The 23,393-nt window shown below is 69.7% G+C and carries 26 protein-coding genes and 1 pseudogene; 17 read left to right on the plus strand and 10 right to left on the minus strand.

Annotated elements, in window-relative coordinates; all coding sequences use genetic code 11:
• Positions 1–53: 53 nt before the first annotated feature.
• Positions 54–878 carry an adenosylcobinamide-GDP ribazoletransferase gene (gene cobS, locus OXS49_RS17970; RefSeq protein ID WP_267425950.1) on the minus strand — a complete coding sequence of 275 codons (825 nt, stop codon included), beginning with the start codon at positions 876–878 and terminating at the stop codon, positions 54–56.
• Between the two features lie 117 nt (positions 879–995).
• On the opposite strand from cobS, the gene cobT reads away from it, so the two are divergent.
• Entirely contained in the window at positions 996–2,027 is a 1,032-nt protein-coding gene (gene cobT, locus OXS49_RS17975) for a nicotinate-nucleotide--dimethylbenzimidazole phosphoribosyltransferase (RefSeq protein WP_267425951.1), read from the plus strand.
• Between the two features lie 178 nt (positions 2,028–2,205).
• On the opposite strand, the gene OXS49_RS17980 is transcribed toward cobT, so the two are convergent.
• Positions 2,206–3,798, minus strand: a complete 1,593-nt coding sequence (locus OXS49_RS17980; RefSeq protein ID WP_267425952.1) for an ABC transporter substrate-binding protein — start codon at positions 3,796–3,798, stop codon at positions 2,206–2,208.
• 116 nt (positions 3,799–3,914) lie between these two features.
• Between OXS49_RS17980 and OXS49_RS17985 the strand changes: the two genes are divergently transcribed.
• From OXS49_RS17985 to OXS49_RS18005, 5 genes and pseudogenes are all read left to right on the plus strand, one after another.
• Complete coding sequence (locus OXS49_RS17985; RefSeq protein WP_267425954.1) at positions 3,915–4,604, plus strand: GntR family transcriptional regulator; 690 nt, start codon at positions 3,915–3,917, stop codon at positions 4,602–4,604.
• Between the two features lie 72 nt (positions 4,605–4,676).
• Positions 4,677–4,799: pseudogene (locus tag OXS49_RS17990) on the plus strand (dihydrodipicolinate synthase family protein); the annotation flags it as partial.
• A gap of 134 nt (positions 4,800–4,933) precedes the next feature.
• A complete protein-coding gene (queD, locus tag OXS49_RS17995) occupies positions 4,934–5,290 on the plus strand; it encodes a 6-carboxytetrahydropterin synthase QueD (protein ID WP_244008379.1) in 357 nt (118 codons plus the stop codon).
• Complete coding sequence (gene queC, locus OXS49_RS18000; protein ID WP_244008378.1) at positions 5,280–5,999, plus strand: 7-cyano-7-deazaguanine synthase QueC; 720 nt, start codon at positions 5,280–5,282, stop codon at positions 5,997–5,999. Before queD ends, queC begins: the two co-directional genes overlap by 11 nt.
• Positions 6,000–6,395: 396 nt before the next feature.
• Positions 6,396–7,394: a helix-turn-helix domain-containing protein gene (locus OXS49_RS18005; protein WP_267425956.1), complete on the plus strand. Its 999-nt coding sequence runs from the start codon at positions 6,396–6,398 to the stop codon at positions 7,392–7,394.
• A 158-nt stretch (positions 7,395–7,552) separates the two neighbouring features.
• Here the strand turns inward: OXS49_RS18005 and OXS49_RS18010 are convergent, their stop codons facing one another.
• Positions 7,553–8,116 carry a TetR/AcrR family transcriptional regulator gene (locus OXS49_RS18010; RefSeq protein WP_244008376.1) on the minus strand — a complete coding sequence of 188 codons (564 nt, stop codon included), beginning with the start codon at positions 8,114–8,116 and terminating at the stop codon, positions 7,553–7,555.
• 127 nt (positions 8,117–8,243) lie between these two features.
• On the opposite strand from OXS49_RS18010, the gene OXS49_RS18015 reads away from it, so the two are divergent.
• The 4 genes from OXS49_RS18015 to panB all read left to right on the plus strand — a co-directional run bounded on the left by OXS49_RS18015 (position 8,244) and on the right by panB (position 11,609).
• Positions 8,244–9,212 carry a quinoprotein relay system zinc metallohydrolase 2 gene (locus tag OXS49_RS18015; protein ID WP_244008375.1) on the plus strand — a complete coding sequence of 323 codons (969 nt, stop codon included), beginning with the start codon at positions 8,244–8,246 and terminating at the stop codon, positions 9,210–9,212.
• A 42-nt stretch (positions 9,213–9,254) separates the two neighbouring features.
• Positions 9,255–10,082, plus strand: a complete 828-nt coding sequence (locus OXS49_RS18020; protein WP_244008374.1) for a quinoprotein dehydrogenase-associated SoxYZ-like carrier — start codon at positions 9,255–9,257, stop codon at positions 10,080–10,082.
• A 12-nt stretch (positions 10,083–10,094) separates the two neighbouring features.
• The gene (locus OXS49_RS18025) at positions 10,095–10,682 is read left to right on the plus strand and encodes a rhodanese-like domain-containing protein (RefSeq protein ID WP_267425957.1); all 588 of its coding nucleotides are present in this window, start codon (positions 10,095–10,097) and stop codon (positions 10,680–10,682) included.
• Between the two features lie 108 nt (positions 10,683–10,790).
• Positions 10,791–11,609 (plus strand): 3-methyl-2-oxobutanoate hydroxymethyltransferase, encoded by an 819-nt coding sequence (gene panB, locus OXS49_RS18030; protein WP_244008372.1) that lies wholly within the window; start codon positions 10,791–10,793, stop codon positions 11,607–11,609.
• An 8-nt stretch (positions 11,610–11,617) separates the two neighbouring features.
• Here the strand turns inward: panB and OXS49_RS18035 are convergent, their stop codons facing one another.
• On the minus strand, positions 11,618–12,178 hold the full coding sequence (locus OXS49_RS18035; protein ID WP_267425959.1) for a sugar O-acetyltransferase: 561 nt from the start codon (positions 12,176–12,178) through the stop codon (positions 11,618–11,620).
• 158 nt (positions 12,179–12,336) lie between these two features.
• Between OXS49_RS18035 and OXS49_RS18040 the strand changes: the two genes are divergently transcribed.
• Positions 12,337–12,564 carry a BrnT family toxin gene (locus OXS49_RS18040; RefSeq protein WP_267425960.1) on the plus strand — a complete coding sequence of 76 codons (228 nt, stop codon included), beginning with the start codon at positions 12,337–12,339 and terminating at the stop codon, positions 12,562–12,564.
• Between the two features lie 15 nt (positions 12,565–12,579).
• Complete coding sequence (locus tag OXS49_RS18045; protein WP_244008370.1) at positions 12,580–12,858, plus strand: helix-turn-helix domain-containing protein; 279 nt, start codon at positions 12,580–12,582, stop codon at positions 12,856–12,858.
• A gap of 53 nt (positions 12,859–12,911) precedes the next feature.
• Here the strand turns inward: OXS49_RS18045 and OXS49_RS18050 are convergent, their stop codons facing one another.
• Complete coding sequence (locus OXS49_RS18050) at positions 12,912–13,907, minus strand: hypothetical protein (protein ID WP_244008369.1); 996 nt, start codon at positions 13,905–13,907, stop codon at positions 12,912–12,914.
• A 285-nt stretch (positions 13,908–14,192) separates the two neighbouring features.
• Between OXS49_RS18050 and thiE the strand changes: the two genes are divergently transcribed.
• The 3 genes from thiE to OXS49_RS18065 all read left to right on the plus strand — a co-directional run bounded on the left by thiE (position 14,193) and on the right by OXS49_RS18065 (position 16,446).
• Positions 14,193–14,900, plus strand: a complete 708-nt coding sequence (gene thiE / locus OXS49_RS18055; RefSeq protein WP_244008368.1) for a thiamine phosphate synthase — start codon at positions 14,193–14,195, stop codon at positions 14,898–14,900.
• The gene (gene thiD, locus OXS49_RS18060) at positions 14,897–15,712 is read left to right on the plus strand and encodes a bifunctional hydroxymethylpyrimidine kinase/phosphomethylpyrimidine kinase (protein WP_267425961.1); all 816 of its coding nucleotides are present in this window, start codon (positions 14,897–14,899) and stop codon (positions 15,710–15,712) included. The genes thiE and thiD overlap by 4 nt, the downstream gene beginning before the upstream one ends.
• 107 nt (positions 15,713–15,819) lie before the next feature.
• Complete coding sequence (locus OXS49_RS18065; RefSeq protein ID WP_244008402.1) at positions 15,820–16,446, plus strand: XRE family transcriptional regulator; 627 nt, start codon at positions 15,820–15,822, stop codon at positions 16,444–16,446.
• A 7-nt stretch (positions 16,447–16,453) separates the two neighbouring features.
• Here the strand turns inward: OXS49_RS18065 and OXS49_RS18070 are convergent, their stop codons facing one another.
• The 5 genes from OXS49_RS18070 to OXS49_RS18090 all read right to left on the minus strand — a co-directional run bounded on the left by OXS49_RS18070 (position 16,454) and on the right by OXS49_RS18090 (position 21,539).
• Positions 16,454–17,035, minus strand: coding sequence for an ABC-type transport auxiliary lipoprotein family protein (locus tag OXS49_RS18070; protein WP_267425963.1), 582 nt, complete (start codon positions 17,033–17,035; stop codon positions 16,454–16,456).
• A 121-nt stretch (positions 17,036–17,156) separates the two neighbouring features.
• A complete protein-coding gene (locus OXS49_RS18075; protein ID WP_244008365.1) occupies positions 17,157–18,239 on the minus strand; it encodes an MlaD family protein in 1,083 nt (360 codons plus the stop codon).
• A gap of 95 nt (positions 18,240–18,334) precedes the next feature.
• A complete protein-coding gene (locus OXS49_RS18080) occupies positions 18,335–19,135 on the minus strand; it encodes an ABC transporter ATP-binding protein (protein WP_267425964.1) in 801 nt (266 codons plus the stop codon).
• A 25-nt stretch (positions 19,136–19,160) separates the two neighbouring features.
• A complete protein-coding gene (locus OXS49_RS18085; RefSeq protein WP_267425968.1) occupies positions 19,161–20,267 on the minus strand; it encodes an MlaE family lipid ABC transporter permease subunit in 1,107 nt (368 codons plus the stop codon).
• Between the two features lie 96 nt (positions 20,268–20,363).
• Positions 20,364–21,539: an MFS transporter gene (locus OXS49_RS18090; RefSeq protein WP_267425969.1), complete on the minus strand. Its 1,176-nt coding sequence runs from the start codon at positions 21,537–21,539 to the stop codon at positions 20,364–20,366.
• Positions 21,540–21,672: 133 nt separating this feature from the next.
• On the opposite strand from OXS49_RS18090, the gene OXS49_RS18095 reads away from it, so the two are divergent.
• Positions 21,673–22,692: a hypothetical protein gene (locus OXS49_RS18095; RefSeq protein WP_267425965.1), complete on the plus strand. Its 1,020-nt coding sequence runs from the start codon at positions 21,673–21,675 to the stop codon at positions 22,690–22,692.
• 125 nt (positions 22,693–22,817) lie between these two features.
• Positions 22,818–23,258: a DUF1489 domain-containing protein gene (locus tag OXS49_RS18100; RefSeq protein ID WP_267425967.1), complete on the plus strand. Its 441-nt coding sequence runs from the start codon at positions 22,818–22,820 to the stop codon at positions 23,256–23,258.
• Positions 23,259–23,393: the final 135 nt, after the last annotated feature.

Here is a 23,393-nt window from a genome sequence, read left to right on the forward strand (position 1 = left end):
CGAAAAACCTTGGCGGGCGGATCGTGGCCGGGTGATGACCTTCCCCGCGCGCGCTAATTCGCCACTGCAGCGACCAGGGCGACCAGCGCGGCGATCTCGGCGACCTGCTGGCAGGCGCCGATCACGTCTCCGGTCTGGCCGCCGATTTTTTTGCGCGCCAGGGCCGTCAAGCTCAAAACCGTGAGGCCAGCGCACATCATCATCAGCGCCACCCCGCCGAACGGCAGGCCGAGGAGACAAGCGGCCAGCGCCAGCGCCAGACCGAGGCCGAGGGCGGTGGCGAGGCTCGCCCGGCTCGGGCGTCCGACCGAAGCGGAGAGACCGCCCGGACGCGCCGGCGCCAGCAGCACCATCGGCGCCAGGGCGGCGACCCGCGACAGGGCAGCGGCCAGGATCAGGGCGGTGGCGGCGGCATAGCCGGTGCGATCGAGCAGCGTCGCCAGGGCGCCGATGCGCAGGGCGAGTGACAGGACCAGGGCCGCCCCGCCATAGGCGCCGATCCGGCTGTCGCGCATGATCTCCAGACGGCGCTCCAGGGTGGCGCCGCCGCCGAAGCCGTCGGCGACATCGGCGAGCCCGTCCTCGTGCAGCGCGCCGGTCGCCACCACCAGGGTCGCCACCGCAAGGGTGGCGGCCAGGAACGGCCCGAGCCCGATCCACCAGGCACCCGCCAGAACGACCGCGGCCGGCAGAGCGAGGACGAGGCCGGCGAGCGGCAGCATCCGGGGCAGGGTGGTGAAGTCGGGGCTGCGATGCGGATCCGGCTCGCCGGACAGTTGCGGCACCGGCAAACGCGAGTAGAAGCGCAGGCATCCGGCGAGGTCGTAGAGGGCGCCGCGCCCGGGCCAGTCGGCCTCACCGCCGGTCTGCCTGTCCATCGCGGTCTCCCGCATCCGCCCGCCGCCTCGCTCGTCTGGCGCGCGCAGGTCCAGTATACGCGGCTGGAACCGGCTCCGTCCCCCCGTCCGCGGGCACCCACAGGAAATCATCGGCCCATGCCCGATCCAGGCCCGTTCGACGACATCCGCAACCTGCTCAAGGCCATGCCTGGCCCAGACCGGGAAGCGCAGGACGCGGTGGCCGCCCGGGACGCGACTTTGACCAAGCCCGCGGGCTCCCTCGGTCGGTTGGAACACCTCGTGGCGTGGCTGGCAGCGTGGCAGGGTAAGGCGCCGCCGAGCTTCGACCGGCCGCTGGTCTGCGTCTTCGCCGGCAGCCACGGGGTGACCCGCCGGGGGGTTTCGGCCTTCCCGGACGCGGTCAACCGCCAGATGCTCGACAATTTCGCCGCCGGGGGTGCGGCCATCAACCAGATCTGCGCGGCCTACGGGCTCGGCTTCAAGGTGTTCGACCTCGCCCTCGACATGCCGACCGGCGACATCACCGAAGGACCGGCCCTCGACGAGCGCGCAACGGTCGCCACCATGGCGTTCGGCATGGAGGCGGTGGCCGCCGGCACCGATTGCCTCGGCATCGGCGAGATGGGCATCGGCAACACCACCGTGGCGGCGGCCCTCTACGCCGCCCTGTTCGGCGGCGATCCCGCCCATTGGGTCGGGCACGGCACGGGCGTGGATCACGACGGCCTCAGCCGCAAGGTCGCGGCTGTCGAGGCAGCGCTCGCGCACCATGCCGGCCATCTCGACGACCCGCTCCAGGTGCTGGCGCGGCTCGGCGGCCGGGAGATCGCCGCCATGGCGGGGGCGATCCTGGCGGCCCGGCTACAGCGGATCCCGGTGGTGATCGACGGCTACGTGGCCACCGCTGCGGCGGCCGTGCTGCACGCCGCCGACGCAAGCGCCCTCGACCATTGTCTGGCCGGCCACGTCTCCGCGGAGGGCGTCCACGCGGAGGTGCTGGAGCGGCTGGGCCTCGTGCCGCTTCTGGCGCTCGGCATGCGGCTCGGGGAGGCGTCCGGTGCTGGCATGGCGATGGGCCTGCTCAAGGGCGCGCTCGCCTGCCACACCGGCATGGCGACCTTCGCGCAGGCGGGGGTGTCCGGAAAGCAGGCGGCGCCCACCACTTGATCCACCGGGGCGTCGCCGAGTCCGGGAAAGTCCGGGATTCCAAAGGACGAGTCCTTTGGCGGGTGCAGGGCAGAGCCCTGCAAAAGAGGTGATGCCCCCCGTCCGGGGGGCATCACCTGTTCGTCGGGGTTTCACCCCGAAACCCAACCAAAGGGACACGTCCCTTTGGAATCCCCGATCAGGCGGTCTTCTCGATGTTCCAGAAGAACTGCACGGGCGCCATGACCATGCCCTTGAGCTTCGTGCTGATGGCCATCGGCTGCTGCACGAGACCGGCCGGGGCGTAGGGCACGACCGCGAAGGCCCGCTCCTCGATCTGCGCGGTCAGCGCCTTCTGGCGTGCCTCGTCGCCGGTGGCGATCCAGTCGCTGCGCAGGCTCTCCAGGGTCGGATCGTCCGGCCAGCCGAACCAGGCGGCCTGGCCGTTGGCCCGGATCAGCGGGTGGAGCGCCGGGTTCAGCACGTCGGCGCCCGACCAGAGCGTGTGGAAGACCGACCAGCCCCCGGCATCGACCGGGCCGCGGTTGCCGCGGCGGGCGATGAAGCTGCCCCAGTCGGTCGAGACCAGATCGACGTTCATCCCGAGTTGCTTGAGCAGGTCCTGGGTCACCAGCGACTGGTTGTAGGCGATCGGCTGGTCGGCCGGGGCCAGCAGCACGACCGTCTCGCCCTTATAGCCGGCCTTGGCCAGCATCGCCTTGGCCTGGGCGACGTCCGCCTGCATGGCGGCCACCCCGCCGGCCCCGGTCGACATCGGCGAACCCGGGGTGAAGAAGGTCTTGGCCTCCCGGTAATAGTCCGGGTCGCCGACCACCGCCTGCATGTAGTCGTCCTGCTGCATGGCCATCATCACGGCCCGGCGGATCTCGGGATTGTTGAACGGCGGCTGCGTGTGGTTGAACCGCATCAGCAGGATCAGCCCGAGCGGGACGTTGCGGATCTCGATCCCCGGCTTGCCCTTGAGGATCGGGATCAGGTCGATCGCCGGCTGCTCATACCAGTCGACTGCCCCCTGGAGCATCGCGCCGACCGCCGCCGAGGCTTCCGTGATGGCGAGCCACTCGATCCGATTGACCTTCGCGATCTTGCCGCCGGCCGCCCAGGAGGGTGCCTCCTCCCGAGGCCGGTAACCGGCGTGGCGGGTGTAGATCGCGTTCTGGCCCGGGATCCATTCCCGCGCCTCGAAGCGCCAGGGCCCGGAGCCCATGGCGTCGGCGATCGGCTTGGAGGCATCCTGCAGGGCGATGCGCTCCGGCATGATGAACGGCACGTTGGACGACAGCTTGCCCAAAGCTGCCGGGAGCAGGGGGAAGGGTTTCTTCAGGTTGATGGTGAAGGTCCGCGCGTCCTCCTGGCCGTACCCCTCCACGAAGCCCGCCAGGGTCTGCCCGAAGGCATCCCGCTTGGACCAGCGCGCGATGGAGGCGATGCAGTCCTTCGCCTCGACGGGAGACCCGTCGTGGAAGCTGAGGCCGTCCCGGAGACGGAAGGTCCAGCGCAGGCCGTCGGGCGCGGTCTGCCACGCACTGACCATCTGGGGCTGGATCCGGAAGTTCTCGTCTGTGGCGAACAACGTATCGTAGACGAGGTAGCCGTGGTTGCGGATGACGTAGCTCGTGGCGACGATCGGATCGAGGGAGGGCAGGGGCGTCGAGGGGATGAAGCGCAGCACGCCGCCACCGGACTGGGCCCGGGCGCGGGACGGGCGGCCGAGACCGGCGGCGAGCGCCGAGGCGGTGCCCGCCAGAAGCTGGCGGCGGTGAAGCGTCATCGCGGTCGACCCCTCTTGTCATCGGGCGCCCATGCCCGCAATATTTTATACAATTTCAAGTGTTGGACCCGCCGTCAAGGGTCCCATGGAGCCCCGAGCCTGATGGGAGCCAGACGATGAAGAACCGGACCATGGCGGGTTCGATCGGGTCCGAGATTCGGCGGCGCATCCTCGACGGGCGCTATCCGGCCGGGTCGCAATTGCGCCAGGACGGGTTGGCCGCGGAGTTCGGCGCCAGCCGGATCCCTGTCCGCGAGGCGCTGTTCCAGCTCGAAGCCGAGGGTCTGGTGCGGATCCACCCGCATCGAGGCGCGACGGTCGCGCCACTCTCGTCCGCGGACGCAGCTGAAGCTCTGGAACTGCGCGCGGCTCTTGAGCCGCGCCTCCTCACTCTGTCCGCGCCGCTGTTGACCGAGGCGGATTTCGATCGGGCGGATAAGCTCTTGGAGGATTACGCTGCGGCCTTGAGCGACGGGGCCACGGCGCGTTGGGGGACGCTCAACACGGAGTTGCACCTCCTGCTGTACAGCCGGGCGAACCGCCCCCGTGCGCTCGGCCTCGTCGGCTCCCTGCTGTCGGAATGCGACCGCTACACCCGCCTGCAGCTCTCGACCGATGCGGCGGAGCTGGAGCGGGCAGACCGGGAGCACCGTGAAATGGTCCGGCTCTGCCGGAACGGTCATGTCTCGGCCGCCTGCGCCCTGCTGATCGACCATATCGGCCACGTCGCCACCGCGTTGCTGGCCTTTCTCGGCGAGCCCTCCGGCGAAACCAGAACGCCCGCTATGCCGCAGGTGATTGTATAAAATCTATAGCCGAATCGGCGGTCCCCGCCGCGAAGGGCCCCGCCGCCCGGCGTGCCCCTGCCACGACGCTGAATCCTTCTTGGACCGGATCGGTCGCTCGATTTCGAGGCCCTGGCCCGGAAGGGGGAAGGCGCGGCGGCAGCGATGTCGACGGTCGTCTCTTGCGCCTCGATGAGCGACCGACCGCTTCTGACCGTTCGATCCAGCAGCCCGCCCCGTTCGACGGGCGCGGGTTCTGCAACACGGGCCAGCGCCAACCGCCTTTGCGTGGAACGGCCCGTCGGCGTTATGGCGGGTGCGCGATCGTCCTCAGCCCGCGAACCCTGCCCATGAAGATCACCCAGGCCTTCACCTTCGAGGCGGCCCACCGGCTGCCGAACGTGCCCGAGACCCACCGCTGCCACCGGATGCACGGGCATTCCTACCGGGTCGAATTGACGGTGGCCGGCCCCGTCGATCTGCACACCGGCTGGGTGATCGACTTCTACGACATTGAAAGCATCTTCGCCCCCCTGCTCGCCCGCCTCGACCACCATTGCCTCAACGAGATCGAAGGGCTGGAAAACCCGACCGCCGAGAACATCGCGGCCTGGATCTGGCATCGGCTGCGGCCGGATCTGCCGGGGCTCGCCCGCGTGCGGGTGGCTGAAACCCCGATGTCGTGGGCCGAGTACGATGGCGACTGATATCCCGGGCGATCGCTCAGCGCTGGTGCTGTTCTCGGGCGGCCAGGATTCGGCCACCTGCCTCGCCTGGGCGCTCGACCGGTTCGACCATGTCGAGACCCTGGGCTTCGATTACGGTCAGCGCCACCGGGTCGAGCTCGACCGGCGCGCGGCCCTGCGGGCCGGCACGACGCGGATCAACCCGGCCTGGGCGCCGCGGCTCGGCGAAGACCACACCCTCGCCCTTGAGGCCCTCGGGCAGGTGTCCGAGACGGCGCTCACCCGGGAAGCCGCGATCGGCTACGAGGCCTCGGGCCTGCCCAACACCTTCGTGCCGGGGCGCAACATCGTGTTCCTGACCTTCGCGGCGGCGCTCGCCTACCGGCGGGGCCTGCGCCACGTGGTCGGCGGCATGTGCGAGACCGACTATTCCGGCTATCCCGATTGCCGGGACGACACGATCAAGGCCTTGCAGGTGGCGCTGAACCTCGGCATGGAGCGCCGGTTCGTGCTGCACACGCCACTGATGTGGCTCGACAAGGCGCAAACCTGGGGCCTCGCCGAGACGCTCGGCGGACGCGCGCTGGTCGACCTGATCGTCGAGGAAAGCCACACCTGCTACCTCGGCGAGCGCGGGCAGCGGCACCCCTGGGGCTACGGCTGCGGCACCTGCCCGGCCTGCCGCCTGCGGGCGGATGGGTATGCGCGGTTCAGCGCGAAGGCAGATTAGCGGCCTCGCTCGATCGTCGCTGCTCACTGGTATCGCGCGGGCGCGGCAAGCTTCTCGCATCGACGTCCGCCGGCACCTGCACTCCTTGAGAGAGATCGGCCAGAAGGGCTTTCAACCCGCTCCAACGGCGACGCCAAACGGAGTATCAACGGCTTGCTCCAAAGCCCCAACCCGTTGATCGGTCGATTTTTATACATTTCAATAAAGCTTTGCGTCGGCATTCCGACAGATGGTTATTCGATACACAGGCCGCCATCGGCGACAGCGTTTGGCCGTCATCAATATAACTGGTATCGTATACTCAACCGACTCTATGTATAATACCATACTTAGAGGCGATAAATCGGTAAATCTCTCAATAAGAACCTCATCAACCGATCGCTGCACGCCGCGCCCATGCAATCCCTGTTTTCGACGGAAGGTCTCCATCCGAGCACCGGCTTCAAACTGTGGCGCGAACTCCTGGGCGAGCGGCTCGTCCCCATCGAAGTCGAACGTCTCGATGCGGATGGCCCCTTCCGAGGCAAGCTCGACATCGCCGAAGTCGGCCCCCTCCATATCTCGCGCCTGACGCAGAGCGCGCTGCGGTGTGAGACGACGCCCACGGCAGCCCGGCGCCACGACAGGGCCGGCATGATCGTGGTGCTGTTCAAGGTGGCGGGCATGTCGACCAGTGTTCAGGACGGTCGCGAGGCGGTGCAGCGCCCCGGGGATATGGTCGTGCTCGACCATCGGCCCTCCGTGCTGACGACCCATGAGGATAGCCAGGCCCTGTTTCTCGAGCTGCCCCGTGAACGTCTGGAGCGCGTGCTCGGCTCGACACGCCTCTATACGGGACTGTCCCTCAGCGCGGATCTCGCGTCCACCCAATTGACCACGTGCTTCATCCACGAGCTGATCCGCGTGCGTCGCCAGCTGACACCCGATGCGGCGGAGCGCATGGCGGCGATCGGCGTCGATCTGATCGTGGCCAGTCTCGCCGAGCGGATGGCGCAGAACGTACCCCGGCCGATTCACGGCAGCGTCGTGGTCCAGCGCGCCAAAGCCTTTGTCGAGGCCAATCTTCAGGACACCGCCCTGGACCCCCCACACCTCGCCGCCGCGGTGGGCGTTTCGCTGCGCCGGTTGCAGGAGCTGTTCCACGAACGCGGCCAGCACATTTCCGACTGGATCTGGGAACGCCGCTTGGCCGTCGCCGCCACGCGCTTGGCCGATCCGGCCTGCGTTCACCTGCCGATCGGCACGCTCGCATACGGATGCGGCTTCATCAGCCAGTCCCACTTCGCGCGTCGCTTCAAGCACCACCACGGCATGAGCCCGCGCGAATACCGGTATGCCGCAATCCTAAACGGTCGCGAATACAGGGCTGCTGTCGCTTCGCACCGTGTTCCCTAAGCCGCCTGTCTGCGAACGGCCGGCCAACATCTCCCGCCGACTGGCCGGAGCGGGTGATGAGCGGGCCATCGCACCCCGCCCCCCCAATCACCGTCATCGGTAAACCGAAAACGTTCGGCCCCGTGCGTTGGCCGGGAGGGGGGCTATCGCCTACAGCGTCATGCCCTGAGCCCGTCGACCAGCACCGCCAGCGTCCCCCGAAACGCATCGGGGCTCGCGAACAGGCGTTCCATCAGGAGCGCTCCCTCTAAGGTGGCGATGACGAAGCGGGCCAGCGCCGCCGGATCCGTGCCCGCGCGGACGGTGCCGTCCGCCTGACCCGCGCGTAATATTTCCTCCAGCCACACGAGGTGGCCCGCGAAGAAGGCCGCGATGTCTCGGCGCAGGCGCTCGGGCAGCGCTTCACCCTCGATCGCCAGCGCCGCGCACAGGCAGCCGAGCCCCTGCTCGACGCCGCCGAGATAGAGCCGGCCATAGGCCTCGATCCGGCCCGGCCCGTCCGGCGCATCGGCGCGGATCGCCGCCAGGGCGGCGGCGTAGCGAGCCGCATAGGCCGCAACCAGGGCGGCGCCGAGATCCACCTTGCTGGGGAAATGGTGGTGGATGCTGGCCTTGCGGATGCCCACCGCCTCCGCGAGGTCGGCATAGCTGAACCCGGCATAGCCACGTCCCCGGACCAGGGCCTCGGCCTGGATCAGCAATTCGGCGCGGGTGTCTCTCATCACGGCCTCGTCCGGGGCAGGGATCACACGAACGTGCGGCCGGCACCCGTCCCGCTCCTTCTGTGCCACTTGACGGAACGGAAATCTACCTACCTAATGGTAGACAAGAACAACAGGAGGATGCGGCATGACGGCTTCCGCCGTCCAACCGGGGGCGCTCGCGGGCGGCCGTGCCCTGTCGCGGCGGGGCACCCTGTTCGGCGGCCTGTGCCTGTGCTGCCTGCCGACTCTGGGCCGCGCCGCCGAATCGTTCACGCTGGAGGAGGTCGGCCCCGGCATCTTCGTCCGCAAGGGCCTGATCGCCGACGCCAGCCCCGAGAATGCCGACGCCATCGCCAATATCGGCTTCCTGATCGGCAAGACCGGCGTGCTGGTGACGGAATCCGGCGGCAGCCTCGCGGATGGCCAGTGGCTGCGCGCCGAGATCGCCAAGCGCACCCCAAAACCCGTCACCCACGTGGTGCTGACCCATGTCCATCCGGATCACGTGTTCGGGGCCGGGGCCTTCGTGGCGGACAAGCCCGTGTTCATCGGCCACGCCAAGCTCACCGAAGCGCTCTCCGCCCGGGGGGAGTTCTACCGCAGCCGCCTGATCGACCTGCTCGGCGAGGACCGCACCGGGCCTGTGGTCTATCCGACGATGAGCGTCGCCGACACCGCGGAGGTCGATCTCGGCGACCGGCGCCTGACCTTCACGGCGCACGGGCCGGCCCACACCACCTCGGACCTGTCGATGATCGATTCCGGCAGCGGCCTGCTGTTTCCCGCCGACCTGCTGTTCGTGAACCGGATCCCGTCCCTCGACGGCAGCCTGAAGGGCTGGCTCACGGAGATCGAGCGCCTGAAGGCCATGGGTCCCGCCCGCGCCGTGCCGGGCCACGGGCCGGTGGCGGTGGACCTCGCCCCGGCGCTGGCCGACCTCACCGGCTACCTGACGGCGCTGCGCGACGGCACCCGCGCTGCGATCGCCAAAGATGTGCCGATCGACAAGGCGGTGGACAGCGTCGCCCGGGACCAGCGGGACAAATGGGCCCTGTTCGACACCTATAACGGCCGCAACGTCACCGTGGCCTACCAGGAACTCGAGTGGGAATAGGTTTTCGCGACCACCATATCTGATCACATCGGGAGGCACGCCATGACGTTCAGAATCGGAAAGACGGTTTCAAGCTTCGCCCTCGGCCTCGCTCTGGCCACGACGGCGCTCACCCCCGTCGCGTGGGCCGCGGGCGCCTCCGACACCGAGCAGGAGCGCACGGCCCGCTGGCAGGAGATCGCCAAGTCGATCTTCGGCGACCGGCAGATCGCCCAGACCGACAGTCTGGTGAAGATCGAGGCGCCGGCCCGGGCGCTCGACGCCGCCCTGGTGCCGATCACGCTGACCATGCCCAAGGACGGGCAGATCAAGGCGGTCTCGCTGATCATCGACGACAACCCGGCGCCCTACGCGGCCCACTTCGAGTTCGGCCCGGCCGCCGATCCGGCCGAGTTGAAGCTGCGCGTGCGGGTCAACAATTACACCGACATGCACGCTGTGGTGGAGACGCACGACGGCAAGCTCTACGAGGCCAAGCAGTTCGTGAAGGCGTCGGGCGGTTGTTCGGCCCCGATGGGCATGAGCGACGAGGAGGCCATGAAGGGCATGGGCGACATGCGCATGAAGTTTGCCGAAACCCAGCCCGGCAAGCCAGTCGAGGCGACGCTGATGGTGCGTCACCCGAACTTCTCCGGCATGCAGATGAACCAAGTGACCCGCGAGTACACGCCGGCGCGCTACATCGACAAGCTGACCGTCTCGGCCGGCGACCAGACGATCTTCACCCTGACGGGCGACATCTCGATCTCGTCCAATCCGGTGATCAACTTTGCGTTCAAGCCGGACGGGAAGCCGATCCAAGTCGCGGCCTCCGACAACCAGGGCGGACGCTGGCAGCACAGCTTCAATCCGCCGAGCCCCACGAACTGAGCGATGCGGGACATGCGCCTGATCGTCCGGGTCGCGGCGTCCTGCGCGGCGCTCCTGTGCCTCGCGGCCGCCCCGGCGGAATCTCCGGTCGCCGTGCCCGAGCCGGACGGGCTTTATGCCGGGCCGCCGAAGGGCTACACGCCGCCGACCCTGAAGGGCGCCACCGTGATCGACGCTGATGGCCTCACCACTCTGATGGCGGGGCCAAACAAGCCGGTGCTGATCGATGTGGCAGCCCCGGACCGCAAACCGTCGAACTTTCCAGCCGGACGGCTCTGGCTGCCGGTGCATCCCTCGATCCCCGGGGCGGTCTGGATGCCGGAGGCGGGTGCCGAGCCCCTGGCCCCCGAGCGGGAAGCGTTGTTTTATAGGCGGGTCGCGGAGCTGACTGGCGGCGACACGGCCAAGCCGGTCGTGGTGTTCTGCCATGTCGAGTGCTGGGGCAGCTGGAACGCCGGCAAGCGCCTCGTGCTGAAGGGATATACAGGCGTGCGCTGGTTCCCCGAGGGCGTCGAGGGCTGGCAGGACAAGAACGAGACGGCGAGCCTGCACGTCGATCCGGCATGGAAGGCGGGGGCCGAGCCGCAGGCGGGGCGCTGACCGGCGGCGGCTCCCGGTGTAAGAGGGTTTTCGTGCCTCATCGACGCGCATGCCCTCTCCCCTCTGCGGGGGGGAGGGAGAGACGCGCCGCCGAAAGGGATATGAACCATGTCGCAGGTCGTGCAGTCCCGCCGGCTCCGGGCGATCGATATCGGCAAGCGCAAGGCCGAGGGGCGCAAAATCATCGCGCTCACCGCCTACCACGCCCACACGGCCGGCATCGTCGATCCCTATTGCGATTTCATCCTCGTGGGCGATTCCCTCGGCATGGTCATGCACGGGATGGAATCGACCATTCCCGTCACCCTGGAGATGATGATCCTTCAGGCGCAGGCGGTGATCCGCGGCACCGAGAAGGCGCTGGTGGTGGTCGACATGCCGTTCGGCTCCTACGAGGCGAGCAAGGAGCAGGCCTTCCTCAGCGCCGCCCGGGTGCTCAAGGAGAGCGGCGCCGGCGCGATCAAGCTGGAGGGCGGCGCTCATTTCGCCGAGACGGTGGCGTTCCTGGTCCAGCGCGGCGTGCCGGTGATGGGCCATATCGGCTTGACCCCGCAGGCCGTGAACACGATGGGCGGCTTCAAGGTCCAGGGCCGGGCGCCCGACGACGAGCGCCGCTTGCTGGAGGATGCCCGGGCGATCTCCGAGGCCGGCGCCTTCGCGATCGTACTGGAGGGCATCGTCGAGCCGGTGGCGCGGGCGATCGCGACCTCGCCGCGGGTGTCGGCGGCCACGATCGGCATCGGCGCCTCGGCTGTCTGCGACGGTCAGATCCTCGTGCTGGAGGACATGCTCGGCCTCTCTGAGCGCACACCGAAATTCGTGCGCCAGTTCGGGAGCCTGCGGAGCCACATCGAGGAGGCCGTGAAGGCCTACGCGGAGGAAGTGCGGGCCGGGCGCTTCCCGGCGGCGGACCACACCTACGGGTAGGCTCGCCCTCAGCCCGGCGGCAGCGGCCGCGCCGGATTGCCGACGACAGTAACGCCCGCCGGCACATCACGGGTAACGACGGCGCCCGCGCCGATGATGGCATCGTCGCCGACCGTGACGCCAGGCAGGATCAGTGCGCCACCGCCGATCCAGACATTCGCCCCAATCATGATGGGCCGGCCAGATTCTAGGCCCGCCCGCCTCAGTTCCGGATCGCGCGGATGGTCGGCGGTGAGGAACTGCACACCGGGGCCAACCTGGGTGAGATCGCCGATGGAGACCGGGGCGACGTCCAGGATCACGCAGTTGAAGTTGAGGAACACCCCGTCGCCGACCGAAATGTGCTGCCCGTAATCGCAGAAGAACGGCGGGCGGATCACCGCGCCCTCGCCGACGTAGCCGAGGAGTTCGCGCAGGAGGACGCGGCGCTCGTCGGGGGAGGCCGCCAGGGTGGCGTTGTAGCGGACCATCCAGGCGCGGGCGCGCCGCGCGTCAGTGGCGAGTTCCGGGTCGCCCGGTCGGTAGGGCTCGCCGGACAGCATTTTCTGCTTTTCGGTCTTGGTCGTCATGTGGGCTCTCCTGCGGTGCCCGGCGGCGGCCGCCGATCCTCCGCTTGAATGATGGCCACGGCCTGATGAAGGCCACGGCAATATGCGGCGCCCATAGCAGTGCCGTTAGTAGGACCTACGGCTGATGATCATACGGAAATTCCGTATGATCCCACTCAATGACGGCCGACAGGTTTGATCCCGCCCAGGATGCGACCAATCGCAGGAAGCACCAGCTGTCCCTAGCGTTTGGTGACCAGATCTTTGAGGACGGCCATCATCTGCTCATCCCCTCCATTCGGGAGATCGACGGAGAGGAAAGGTTCAAGGCGGTCGGGCTGGTGGCGGGAAACTGTTCACTGGTGTGTTCGTCTGGCGGGCGGACCAGCCCCGTTTCATCTCGGTGAGAAGGAGCAACACGGGTGAAGAACGAGTCTATCGCGCTGCCGGCTGACCCGGCCGATGCCGAGGATTTCGACGCGACGGACGAAGCGGTGGCCCGCGGCCAGCGCGCACGCCTGATCCGCAGGACGCGGACCGGGCTCGGCCTGTCGCAGTCCGAGTTCGCCAGCCGCTTCCGGGTTCCGATTGGTACGCTGCGCGACTGGGAGCAGGCGCGGACCGCCGCGCCGGATGTCGCCATTGCCTACGTGCGGGTGATCGAGCAGCATCCCGATATGGTGGCGAAAGCGGTCGGCTGAAGGACAAGCATCTACGGGGCGCCTCCGCCTGCGGCCACAGGTATGAGGCTCTCTCACCCCACCCGCCGCAAGGGCAGCCGCAACCCCGGCGCTGGGCGCTCCAGCAGCACCTCCCGCCGGAACCGCACCAGCCGCGCCGGCCGCCCGGCGGCGCCGCTGGTGACGCTCTCGGTCTCTTCCACCAGCCCCTGCTGCGCCACGAGCCGGCGAAAATTCTGCTTGTGCAGCTGCGTGCCCGAGAGCGCCTCCACGGTGCGCTGAAGCTGGAGCAGAGTGAATTCCGGCGGCATCAGCTCGAACACCACCGGGCGGTACTTGATCTTGCCGCGCAGCCGCCCGATCGCGGTAGCCAGAACCCGCCGGTGGTCGAACGCCATAGGCACGCCGGTCGGGTCGTTCGGAAGCGCCGGGCCGGTATTGCCGCCGGCCTCCGGGATCAGCCTGGCCTCGAACAGCAATTCGTAGCGCTCCAGCACGCGCTCCTCGTTCCAGGTGCCGCCGTTCATGCCGAAGGTCAGGCCCAGGCGGTCGAAGCGGCGGGTGCGGGTGGCGCAATCCGCGGGCTCGGCCGCCCAGGCCGCGAGCCGCGCCTCGATCGCGTCGAGTTGGTACGGGCGCCCCTGACGGAAATCCTCGTAGGGCAGGTAGCGGTACCAGTTCTGCCACGCGGCCTCGGCGAGGCCAGCCGGCCGCTCCTCACGGACGAGCGCTAGATAGGCCACCGACAGCGAATGCACCCCCGACTGCTCCGAGGCCCCCGAGCGGTCGCGGTCACCGAAGGTATAGAGCTGCTCCACGTAGCCGAGGCGCTGATGCGTCTGCCGCTCCACCCAGGCGCGCAGGCCGCGCTCCAGGGTTGCGTGCTCCGGGACCAGCGGTCCGGCTGGCAGGCCGTCGCCGCGGCCCTGCGCCTGATCGGGCACGCGGATCGTCAGCGCGCGCGGCTCTCCCCCAGTCGCGGCGACGATCACCGCAACGAGGCCCACGGAAGAACGCTCCGGCAGGGCCTGCGCCCCGCGCGCACCCGTCTGCGCCGCGGCAACCGTCATTGTCCCTCGACCACCCGTCCTATCGAATGCGCTCTCAAGCCGAACGTTTCCGCGGACACCAGCGCTCGCATCGGCGGAGCGCGTCCCGGCGGATCCCGCCTATAGGGGGACAGGATCACCGCGCGTCAACGCCGCCGCATGACGCTCGAGGAGCGCAGGGCCATGGCGGACGCTTCCAATAAGGCGCTTCACGGCGCGCTTGCCAAGGCGGCCGCGTCTGACCAAACAGAACCCTTCTGAAGGGGTCGGCCCCGAGCCGACGGGGACGGAGGCCAGGCGAGACCGATGCCAGCCAGCGCGAACGCTGCACAGACCGGGGGCAAGGCGGTCGACCTGCGGCTCTACGGCCTCCTCGATGTCGGCGTACTCGGCGGCGACAGCAACCGTCTCGCGCGGCTCGGTGCCGAGGCGGTCGCGGGGGGCTGCACGCTGTTGCAGTACCGTGAGAAGGACATCCCCAATGCCCGCGCCGCCCTGGCGCGGATCCGGGCGATCCGCGAGGCGGTGGGTGGGCAGGTGCCTGTGCTCGTTAACGATCGCGTCGACCTCGCCCTCGCAGCGGGGGCGGAGGGCGTGCATCTCGGCCAGAGCGACCTCCACCCGGCCGATGCCCGGCGGCTCCTGGGGCTGGGCGCGATCATTGGCCTCACCGTGAAGACCACGGCGCAGGCCGATGAACTGTACCGGCTGCCCGTGGACTACGCCTGCATCGGCGGCGTTTTCGCCACCACCAGCAAGGACAATCCCGACCCACCGGTCGGCCTCGACGGCTTCGCCAGCATCGCCTTCCGGGCTCGGCTCGCCCGGGGCGCGGGCCTGCCGCTTGGCGCCATCGCGGGGATCGGCCCGGAGAACGCCGCCGCCGTGGTCGCCGCGGGGGCGGATGGGGTCGCGGTGATCACCGCCCTGTTCGGCGCGGAGCCGGTGCGCCAGCGGGCCCAAGACCTGCGCACACGGATCGACACCGCCCTGACGGAGCGCGCGGCGCGATGAGCGACCCCACCCCAATCGCCGTGACTATCGCGGGCTCGGATTCAGGCGGGGGCGCCGGCATCCAGGCCGACCTCAAGACCTTCTCGGCGCTTGGCGTCTACGGGGCCAGCGTGATCACGGCGCTGACTGCGCAGAACACGCGGGGCGTTCAAGGCATCCACGACGTGCCGGCGGAGTTCGTCGCTCGACAGATCGACAGCGTCTTCTCCGACCTCGCGGTGCGCGCCGTGAAGATCGGCATGCTGTCACGGACCGACGTGATCGTGGCCGTGGCCGAGGGCCTCGCGCGGCATGCCGGGGCAATCCCTGTCGTCCTCGACCCCGTGATGGTCGCCACGAGCGGCGACCGGCTGATCGCCGACGACGCCGTGGCGACTCTCCGGGACCGGCTGCTGGCGCAGGCCGACCTGATCACCCCCAACCTGCCGGAGGCCGCGGTGCTGCTCGGCGAGTCCGTGGCCGAGGATCCGGCAACCGCCGCTGCCCAGGCCCGGCGACTCCTGGCGCTCGGCGCCCGGGCGGTTCTGATCAAGGGCGGACACGGGACGGGGCGCGACAGCATCGACCATCTGGTCACGGCGGACGGCACCCTTCAGACCCTGGTGGCGCCGCGGATCGCCACCGCCAACACCCACGGTACCGGCTGCACCCTCTCGTCGGCCATCGCTGCGGGTCTGGCCCGCGGCCTTGCGCTGCCGGCCGCGGTGGCGGAGGCCAAGACCTATCTTACGGCAGCCCTCGGCGCCGCGGACCGGCTCCAGGTCGGCACGGGCCACGGGCCGGTCCACCATTTTCACGGCCTCTGGGCGTAGCTCGAAGAGCCAGCGCGATCTCCATCGCCTTGCAACCGGGCGACGATTGCGTTTGAAGAAGCGCACGATCGTTCGGATAATGGAACGGCGCGGGCGGGCCGGTGACAATGCAGGATCAGGCGGAACGGCCAGACCGGGCGCGCGGGCGCGACCTGCTGACGGGCGCGCAGGTGCTTTCCGGGCAACTCGGCAAGACCATCCAGCGGCTGCGCAAGGCTTACAACCTCTCGCTGTCGGAACTCGCCGAGCAGTCGGGTGTGGCCAAGTCGATCATCAGCCAGATCGAGCGCAACGAGACCAACCCGACGCTGGCGACCATCTGGCGGCTCTCCCAGGCGCTCGACGTGTCGATCGAGCGCGTCCTGGCGACGGGCGACGAGGAGCCGTTCATCGAGAAGACCTCCCGGGCGGATACGCCGATCCTGGTCTCCGAGGATGGGAAGGTGCGGCTGGCGATCATCGGCTGGCTGAAGACGATCGAGTGGCTGCAATGGTACGAGGTCTCAGCCGATTCCGGTGGCGTCCTCGACTCGGACCCGCACCAGCGCGGCTCGGTAGAATCGCTGTCGGTCGGCGAAGGGGCGTTCGAGGTCGAGATCGGCGGCATCGTGCAACGGGCCCGGGCCGGCGAGACCCTGCGCTACCGCTGCGATCGCCCCCACCTCGTGCGCTGCACCGAGGGTCCGGCCCGGGCCACAATGGTGGTGATCCTGAAGGCCGCCGTGATGGAGTGAGGTGCGCTCAGCGCCCCGTATTCACCCACCGCACCACGTCGGCCAGCACGGTGGTGAGCGCCTGATCCAGGGCGCGCGCGCCGTTGCCGGCGTCGATCTTGGCCACCGGCACCCGGGCCACGAAGATCCGCGCGGCGGTCACCTTCCCGGTGCCGTCAGCCACCAGCTTGAGCGCTAGGTCGACCACCGCCTCACCGGTCACCGACTGGACGTCGAAGGCGCGGATCTCGCTGACCAGCTGGTAATCGGCCACGATCTTGTCGCCGGGCCGGCTCACCGAGCGCAGCCGCCCGGAATTCTCGAGGCTCTGGATGATCCGAGACTGGATCAGCCGCGGCAGTCGATCGGCCCATTGCCCACCGCCCAGGAAGGCGAGTGACCCACCGCTCTCGCGCACGATGATCCGGTCCGCCTCAAAGGGCTGGATGCCCACCGGCTCCGACACCGCGATCGAACGGCCGGCCGCCACCGGCCGCCCGGCCGCAGGCAGGGCCGCGAGATCGAAGGTCAGCGGCGCCGCGCCGCCGCCGCAGCCACACAGCAGGGCGGCAAGCAGCGCAGTAGCGGCGATATGGGACGAGCGGACCATACACATGACCTGAGGAACCCCGCCGACGAACGGCGGAGTTGTATAAGCTATGCCGTTAAAACTACCCGGCGCTGGTATCTGTGCCGTGCGCCGGGACACATCGACCCGGCGGGCGGCGTTTTCACCGGCCGCCGTTGTATTCCGGCAACGATGGTTTGCCGCCGAAGATCACCTGGCTCGGGTCGCGCTCCAGGCTGCGCACGGTGCGGTTGAGGGTGCTGAGCGTGCGCTGGCCGTCCCCCGACAGGGCCTCGACCTCCCGGCGGCCGGTGCCGCTCAGGCGGCCAAAATTGGTCGTGATGCTGGCCGTGCGCTTGTCGAGATTCTCCGACATGACCCGGAAGGCCTTGCCGGCGTCGCGCACCGAGATCGCCGCCGCGCGGATCTCGGCGAAGGTGCTGGAGCCCTCCTGGCCGGAAGCCGAGCCGAGGAAGCCCTGGGCGCCGTTGAGGACCGCGTCGATCTTGTCGGCCGAGGCGTTGAGCTTGGCGGCGAGCGAGCGGGCATCGTGCACGGCGCCCTCGATGTCGGGGCTCGATTTGGACAGGGCCGCGGAGAAGCGGTCGGCATTGTCGATCACGTGGCCGAGCTTCGCTCCGTCCACCGCCTTGACCAGCGCCGAGATGTTCGGACCGGCATCGGCCAGCGTCTTCGAGAAGGTATCGACGTTGGCGAGCGACCGGCTGATCGCTCCCTCGTTGGCCGAGACGACCCGGTCGAGGCGGGCCAGCATGTCGTCAGCCCGCTGCGCCACCTGGCGGGCGAGCGCCATCATGTCCTGCATGTCTGAGGAATCGGCGAAGATAGTCGGCGGCTCGCCATTGGCCATCGGGGTCAGCACCGGCGCGTCGGCGTTGCCGCCGGAGAGCGAGATCACCGAGACGCCCGTCAGCATCGCCGAATCAAGCCGGGCGCGGGTATCGGCCCGAAGCGGGGTCGAGGGGTCGACCTTGATCTGGGCCAGCACCCGGCGCGGATCCTGCGGGGCGAGGCGGATGTCGGTGACCTCGCCGACCTTGATGCCGTTGAAGTTCACGCTCGATCCGCGCGAAAGGCCTCCGACCGAGCCGGAGAAGACGATCCGCACCGTCTGGCTGACCTGCCGGGACGAGCCGCCGGAGAGCCACAGCACGGTGCCGAACCCCGCCAGGATGACGGCGATGGTGAAGGCCCCGATCAGGGCGTAGTTCGCGCGGGTTTCCATGCGCTCAGCCTGTGTGTCTGCCCGGCGGGGATCCTGCCGGGCGTCTGGCCCCGGCTCCCGGGCGGGAGCGGGGCGGGATTGGGTCGGGACGACGCTTAGGCATGGGCCGCAGCGCCACCCGTCGCGATGGTCCGGGCGCGCTTGCCGTGGAAGTACGAGCGCAGCCAGGGATGGTCGCTCGCCAGCATCTCCTCGATCGTGCCGGCCGCGATGATCTGGCCGTCACCGAGCGCCGCGATGCGGTCGCAGGCGGTGTAGAGGCTGTCGAGGTCGTGGGTGACCATGAAGACGGTCAGCCCCAGCGTCTCCTTCAAGGTCGAGACGAGGTCGTCGAACTCGCCCGCGCCGATCGGGTCGAGGCCCGAGGTCGGCTCGTCGAGGAACAGGATCTCGGGATCGAGCGCCAGGGAGCGGGCGAGCGCCGCGCGCTTGATCATGCCGCCAGACAGTTCCGAGGGCAGCTTGTCGGCGGCGTCGGGTTGCAGGCCGACCATCTCGATCTTGAGCCGGGCGAACTCGTCGAGCAGGCGCTCGGACAGGTTCAGGTGCTCGCGCATCGGCACCTGGATGTTCTGCTTGACGGTAAGGGCCGAGAACAGCGCGCCCTGCTGGAACAGCACGCCCCAGCGCTGCTCCATGCGCCGCCGCTCGGCGTAGCTCAATTCATCGACGTCACGGCCGAACACCTCGATCGTGCCCGCCCGCTTCGGATTGAGACCGAGGATCGTCCGGGTCAGCACCGACTTGCCCTGGCCCGATGGCCCGACGAATCCCAGGATCTCACCGGCCCGGATGTCGAGGCTCAGGCCTTTGAGGATGTTGCGGTCGCGGAAGCCGACCACGACGTCGCGCACGCGGATGATCGGGGCGGGATCCGCTTCGGCGTGCACGTTCATGGCTGGGGCGATCACCGGGCGGGGCTCAAAAATCGATCGCGGCGAAGAAGACCGCGAACAGGCCATCCAAGAGGATGACCATGAAGATGGACTTCACCACCGATGCGGTGACGTGGCGGCCGAGGGATTCCGCCGAGCCCTCCACGGCGAACCCCTCGATCGTAGCGAGCACCCCGATGATCAGCGCCATGAACGGCGCCTTGATCAGGCCGACCATCACGTGGTGGACGCCCACCGCCGCCTGGAGCCGGGCGAGGAACTGATCGAGGGTCAGCCCGCCATACAGCATAGCGGTGATGCCGCCGCCGGCGAGCGCCGCGATGTCGCCGATCAGCGTCAGCATCGGCAGGCCGATCATCAGGGCGAGCACCCGGGGCACGATCAGGATCTCGACGGGGTCGAGGCCCATGACGCGCAAAGCATCGACCTCCTCGCGCATGCGCATGGAGCCGATCTCGGCGGTGATCGCCGAGCCGGAGCGGCCGGCCACCATGATCGAGGTGAGCAGCACGCCCATCTCGCGCAGGATCAGCAGGCCGATCAGGTTGACCACGAAGGTCTGGGCGCCGAAGCGCTGGAGCTGGAAGATCCCCTGCTGGGCGACGATGCCGCCGACCAGGAACGAAATCAGCACGATGATCGGCGTGCCGTTCAGCGCCACCTGCTGGATCTGGTTGATCAGGGCGTTGCCCCGGAAGGTCCCGGGCCGCAGGGCAACGCGGCCGCAGGCGGCGATCAGCTCGCCCAGGAAGGCAAGGGCGGTGACGAATTCCTGCCCGCCGCGCACGGTCTGGCGGCCGGTGGCGTCAAGGGCGCCGACGATCGGGCCATGCCGCCGCGGCGCCGGCGGCTCGGGCTCGCGCAGGCGGACCTCGCCGAGCAGGGTGCGGTGCTCCGGCCGGACAGCGAGATAGGCGAAGGTGCCGCCCGCCTGCTCGATCTCCGCGCGGGTGCGCTCCAGCACCCAGGCGCCGAGCGTGTCGAGGCGCTCGATCCCGGACAGGTCGAGCGCTACGGGGCCCGCCCGGCCGGAGGCCGCGATGCGCGCGGCCGCGGCCTCGACGGCGGGTGCCTGGTCGGCGGTCCAGCGGCCGTCGAGCTGCAGCCGGCCGTCCTCCGGCCGGCCCCGCACCGATGCACCCGCCGGGGTGGCGGGAACAGTGCCCTGACTCAGCAAGACCCTCTCTCCTCGATCGCAGCGCCACCCTGCCGGGCGGTTATGTCGACATTACGGTTGACGATTCGTGTCGGTCCTCACCCCTGCCGGATGGCGGGACGCGAGGGCGAGCCCGAGGCCGGCAGCGGCGAGCGGCGCCATCAGCAGGAAGGCGAGGGGGCCGCCGGCCCGGTAGGCGAAGCCGCTTACCAGGGTGGCGACCACGGCGATGCTGGCATTGACCGCGCTGAGCGTGCCCTGCGCCCGGCCCCGCGCCCCGTCCGGGGCATAGGCCGAGACCGCCGCCATGGCGCCGAGCTGCGTCGCCCCGAAGGTCAACCCGTGCAGGCATTGCAGCGGCACGAGGGCGGCGAGACGGTCGCCGATCAGGAACATGCCGACCGCCCGCAGGATCGCGGCGGCAGCGCCGAGGCTCAGGAGCCGCACCGGGCTGCGCCACGCGGCCGACAGGGTGGGCATGGCGGCGAACAGCACGATCTCCGAGAGCACGCCGACCGCCCAGAGCGACCCGACCCAGGCGGCCGGGATGCCCGCGCTGGTCCAGTAGATGCTGCCGAACCCGTAGATCGCCCCGTGGCTCGCCTGGATCGCCGCGGCCGCGCCGATGCAGAGCCAGAGGCTCGCAGGCAGCTTCGGCCGGCCGGCCCCGGCTTCGGAGTGCGGCAACCCCGTCACCGAGCGGCTGCGCCAAGCCACCATAGCGGCCCCCAGCGCGAGGCCGGTCAGCAGCAGCGGCACCGCGAGCTTTCCGCCGAGCGCCGAGAGAAGGAACCCGCCCGCGAGATTGGCGAGCAGGAAGGCGATGGAGCCCGCCATCCGGATCCGGGAATAGGCGAGGCGGCTGTCCCGGCGCACGGCCGCCAGGGTCAGGTAGTCGATGCATGGCACCAGGGGTGAGCCCGCCACCGCGTTCAGCACGATCAATACGGCGAGCAGCGGCCAGCCGATCCCGGCGGCCCCCGGCATCAGCGCATAGGTGAGGCTGAGCACGAGGCTGCCGGCGAGGATCATCCGGCGTGGCCCGAGCCCCCGGTCGAGCAGGCTCATCAGCGGCGCGGTCGCGGCGATCCGGGTGGCGATCGGCAGAGCGAGCAGCACCCCGATCACCGCGGCATTGAGCCCCAGGGCGTCGAGCCAGAGCGGCATGAACGGCATCGCGATGCCGATCTCGGTGAAGACCACGGCGTAGAGCAGCGACAGGCGCGCCGGGCCGGACGGGCGGGGCAAGGTGAGGCTCGGGGCGGGGGCTTCGGGGCGCGTGCGGACGAAGCCCGCGGCGGGCGCCCCGTAAGCGCCCGTTAAACGGATCCTGTCAAATTCCGCATTGCCGCGTGCGCCGAGCCCGCGTTCAGGGAAACCCATGTCCGGTCCCGCAACACCGAGCCCGAACGCGCTGGCCGAGTACGAGGCCATCGAAGCGACCATCTCGGACACCGAGCGCGGGCGCTGGTTCCTGGCCGAACACACCCGCCGCAACCGCGGCGCCGAGACCGAGATGCTGCTTGGGGCGATCGCCCGCCTGGAGCGGACCGTCACCGCGGATCGCGGCCACGAGGCGTTCGGACACCTGCGCGGCAACCTCGTCGACATGGCCGACACGATCAGCCGGACCAAGGCCGAGATCGCCGCGATCAGCGCCGCCAACCACGAGCAGACGCACTTGGTCCAGGCGTCGCTGGCGCTGGACGGCATCGTGCGCGAGACCGAGCGGGCGACCTCCGACATTCTCGGTTCCGCCGAGGCGATCCAGGAGGCGGCCTGGACCCTGCGCGAGGCGGGCTCCGACGCGGCGGCCTGCGACGCCCTCGACCATCACGCGACCGCGATCTACACCGCCTGCTCGTTCCAGGACCTCACCGCGCAGCGCACCGCCCGGATCGTCTACACCTTGCGCTACCTCGAAGATCGCCTGTCGGCGATGATCGCGATCTGGGGCGAGGAGGCCGAGCCGGTCCCGCCGCTGACCGAAGCCGGCCCCCCGGAGATCGGCGCGTCCGATCTCTGCCAGAGCGACATCGACCGCTATATCGGCATGGATGTCCCGGCCGTCACGGCCGCCGCCCTGGTGGCCCGTCCGGGAAGCCTGCCGCTGCACGAGGATCTGGTGTTCCTGCCGGTCGCCGGCGAGCCCGAGCCCGAGGAGTTTGTCTCCGAGGACGCGGTCTCCGAGAGCCCGGAAGACGAAAGCGCCGTGGCCGAGAGCGCCTCGGACGACGAGCCGGCCGGCGACGCGAACGCGTTCGACTGGTCCGGGTTCGCCGCGGACGCCCCCCCCGATCCGGACGGGGGTCAGGCCCAGCAGGGCGAACCGGAAACGGTCCTGAGCCTCGCCGAGATCGATGCGCTGCCGCCGGAGGAGCGGCTGGCGCTGTTCGCCTGAGCGACCAGCCCCGGGATCGCCCCGGACATCCGTCGGCGGATCACGAATCTGCGAAGCCGCATCCCCCTTCCGCGCCGCATGCCCTATCAGGGGCGCCCCGCCGAGACCTCCGAGACCGCCCGCCCGTGGCCCTGCACCTGATCAAGCTCTGCGTCGGCCCCGCCTCGATCGCCGACCTCGAGGCGCGGCAGGCGCGCTACCGGGCCGAGGCGCAGCGGGACGGGCGGCCTGCCGCGCCGGTCCACGTCACCCGGACCCTGCCGAAGCGCCACCGCGAGATCACCGGCCAGGGCTCGATCTACTGGGTGATCCGCGGGACCCTGTCCTGCCGGCAGGCGATCACCGCCATCGAACCACTCACGGGCGAGGACGGCATTCCGCGCTGCCGGCTGGTGTTCGACCCGCGCCTCGTTCCGGTCGCCCCGCGGCCGTACCGCCCGTTCCAGGGCTGGCGCTATCTCGCGGCCGGCGACGCGCCGGCCGATCTCGGCGCGGCGGCCTCGGGCGACCTCGCCGAAATGCCCGAGGCCCTGCGGCGGGAACTGGTCGGCCTCGGGCTGCTGTGACGGGGCGGGGCGGGGTTCTGTGTGGGTGCCTGACACGCCTCATCGTCCCCACCCGCCATTGGCGCCGGGGGCATAGCCCAAGAAAGACAACACGAGGGACGCGGGACGCCGCGGGGACCCAGGTGTCGGCCAAGT

It is taken from the genome of Methylobacterium sp. GC_Met_2 (genome assembly GCF_026540795.1).
Lineage (GTDB): Bacteria > Pseudomonadota > Alphaproteobacteria > Rhizobiales > Beijerinckiaceae > Methylobacterium.

Excerpts from the sequence above, each read along its gene's own strand:
- queC (WP_244008378.1), top strand. The coding sequence starts at position 5,280 with ATGGCGACTGATATCCCGGGCGATCGCTCAGCGCTGGTGCTGTTCTCG.
- OXS49_RS17980 (WP_267425952.1), bottom strand. The coding sequence starts at position 3,798 with ATGACGCTTCACCGCCGCCAGCTTCTGGCGGGCACCGCCTCGGCGCTC.
- OXS49_RS18065 (WP_244008402.1), top strand. The coding sequence starts at position 15,820 with ATGCAGGATCAGGCGGAACGGCCAGACCGGGCGCGCGGGCGCGACCTG.
- thiE (WP_244008368.1), top strand. The coding sequence starts at position 14,193 with ATGCCAGCCAGCGCGAACGCTGCACAGACCGGGGGCAAGGCGGTCGAC.
- OXS49_RS18015 (WP_244008375.1), top strand. The coding sequence starts at position 8,244 with ATGACGGCTTCCGCCGTCCAACCGGGGGCGCTCGCGGGCGGCCGTGCC.
- OXS49_RS18050 (WP_244008369.1), bottom strand. The coding sequence starts at position 13,907 with ATGACGGTTGCCGCGGCGCAGACGGGTGCGCGCGGGGCGCAGGCCCTG.
- OXS49_RS18075 (WP_244008365.1), bottom strand. The coding sequence starts at position 18,239 with ATGGAAACCCGCGCGAACTACGCCCTGATCGGGGCCTTCACCATCGCC.
- OXS49_RS18035 (WP_267425959.1), bottom strand. The coding sequence starts at position 12,178 with ATGACGACCAAGACCGAAAAGCAGAAAATGCTGTCCGGCGAGCCCTAC.
- OXS49_RS18070 (WP_267425963.1), bottom strand. The coding sequence starts at position 17,035 with ATGGTCCGCTCGTCCCATATCGCCGCTACTGCGCTGCTTGCCGCCCTG.
- OXS49_RS18010 (WP_244008376.1), bottom strand. The coding sequence starts at position 8,116 with ATGAGAGACACCCGCGCCGAATTGCTGATCCAGGCCGAGGCCCTGGTC.
- OXS49_RS18025 (WP_267425957.1), top strand. The coding sequence starts at position 10,095 with ATGCGCCTGATCGTCCGGGTCGCGGCGTCCTGCGCGGCGCTCCTGTGC.
- cobT (WP_267425951.1), top strand. The coding sequence starts at position 996 with ATGCCCGATCCAGGCCCGTTCGACGACATCCGCAACCTGCTCAAGGCC.
- OXS49_RS18005 (WP_267425956.1), top strand. The coding sequence starts at position 6,396 with ATGCAATCCCTGTTTTCGACGGAAGGTCTCCATCCGAGCACCGGCTTC.
- panB (WP_244008372.1), top strand. The coding sequence starts at position 10,791 with ATGTCGCAGGTCGTGCAGTCCCGCCGGCTCCGGGCGATCGATATCGGC.
- OXS49_RS18040 (WP_267425960.1), top strand. The coding sequence starts at position 12,337 with ATGACGGCCGACAGGTTTGATCCCGCCCAGGATGCGACCAATCGCAGG.
- OXS49_RS17985 (WP_267425954.1), top strand. The coding sequence starts at position 3,915 with ATGAAGAACCGGACCATGGCGGGTTCGATCGGGTCCGAGATTCGGCGG.
- cobS (WP_267425950.1), bottom strand. The coding sequence starts at position 878 with ATGGACAGGCAGACCGGCGGTGAGGCCGACTGGCCCGGGCGCGGCGCC.
- OXS49_RS18080 (WP_267425964.1), bottom strand. The coding sequence starts at position 19,135 with ATGAACGTGCACGCCGAAGCGGATCCCGCCCCGATCATCCGCGTGCGC.
- thiD (WP_267425961.1), top strand. The coding sequence starts at position 14,897 with ATGAGCGACCCCACCCCAATCGCCGTGACTATCGCGGGCTCGGATTCA.
- OXS49_RS18020 (WP_244008374.1), top strand. The coding sequence starts at position 9,255 with ATGACGTTCAGAATCGGAAAGACGGTTTCAAGCTTCGCCCTCGGCCTC.
- queD (WP_244008379.1), top strand. The coding sequence starts at position 4,934 with ATGAAGATCACCCAGGCCTTCACCTTCGAGGCGGCCCACCGGCTGCCG.
- OXS49_RS18095 (WP_267425965.1), top strand. The coding sequence starts at position 21,673 with ATGTCCGGTCCCGCAACACCGAGCCCGAACGCGCTGGCCGAGTACGAG.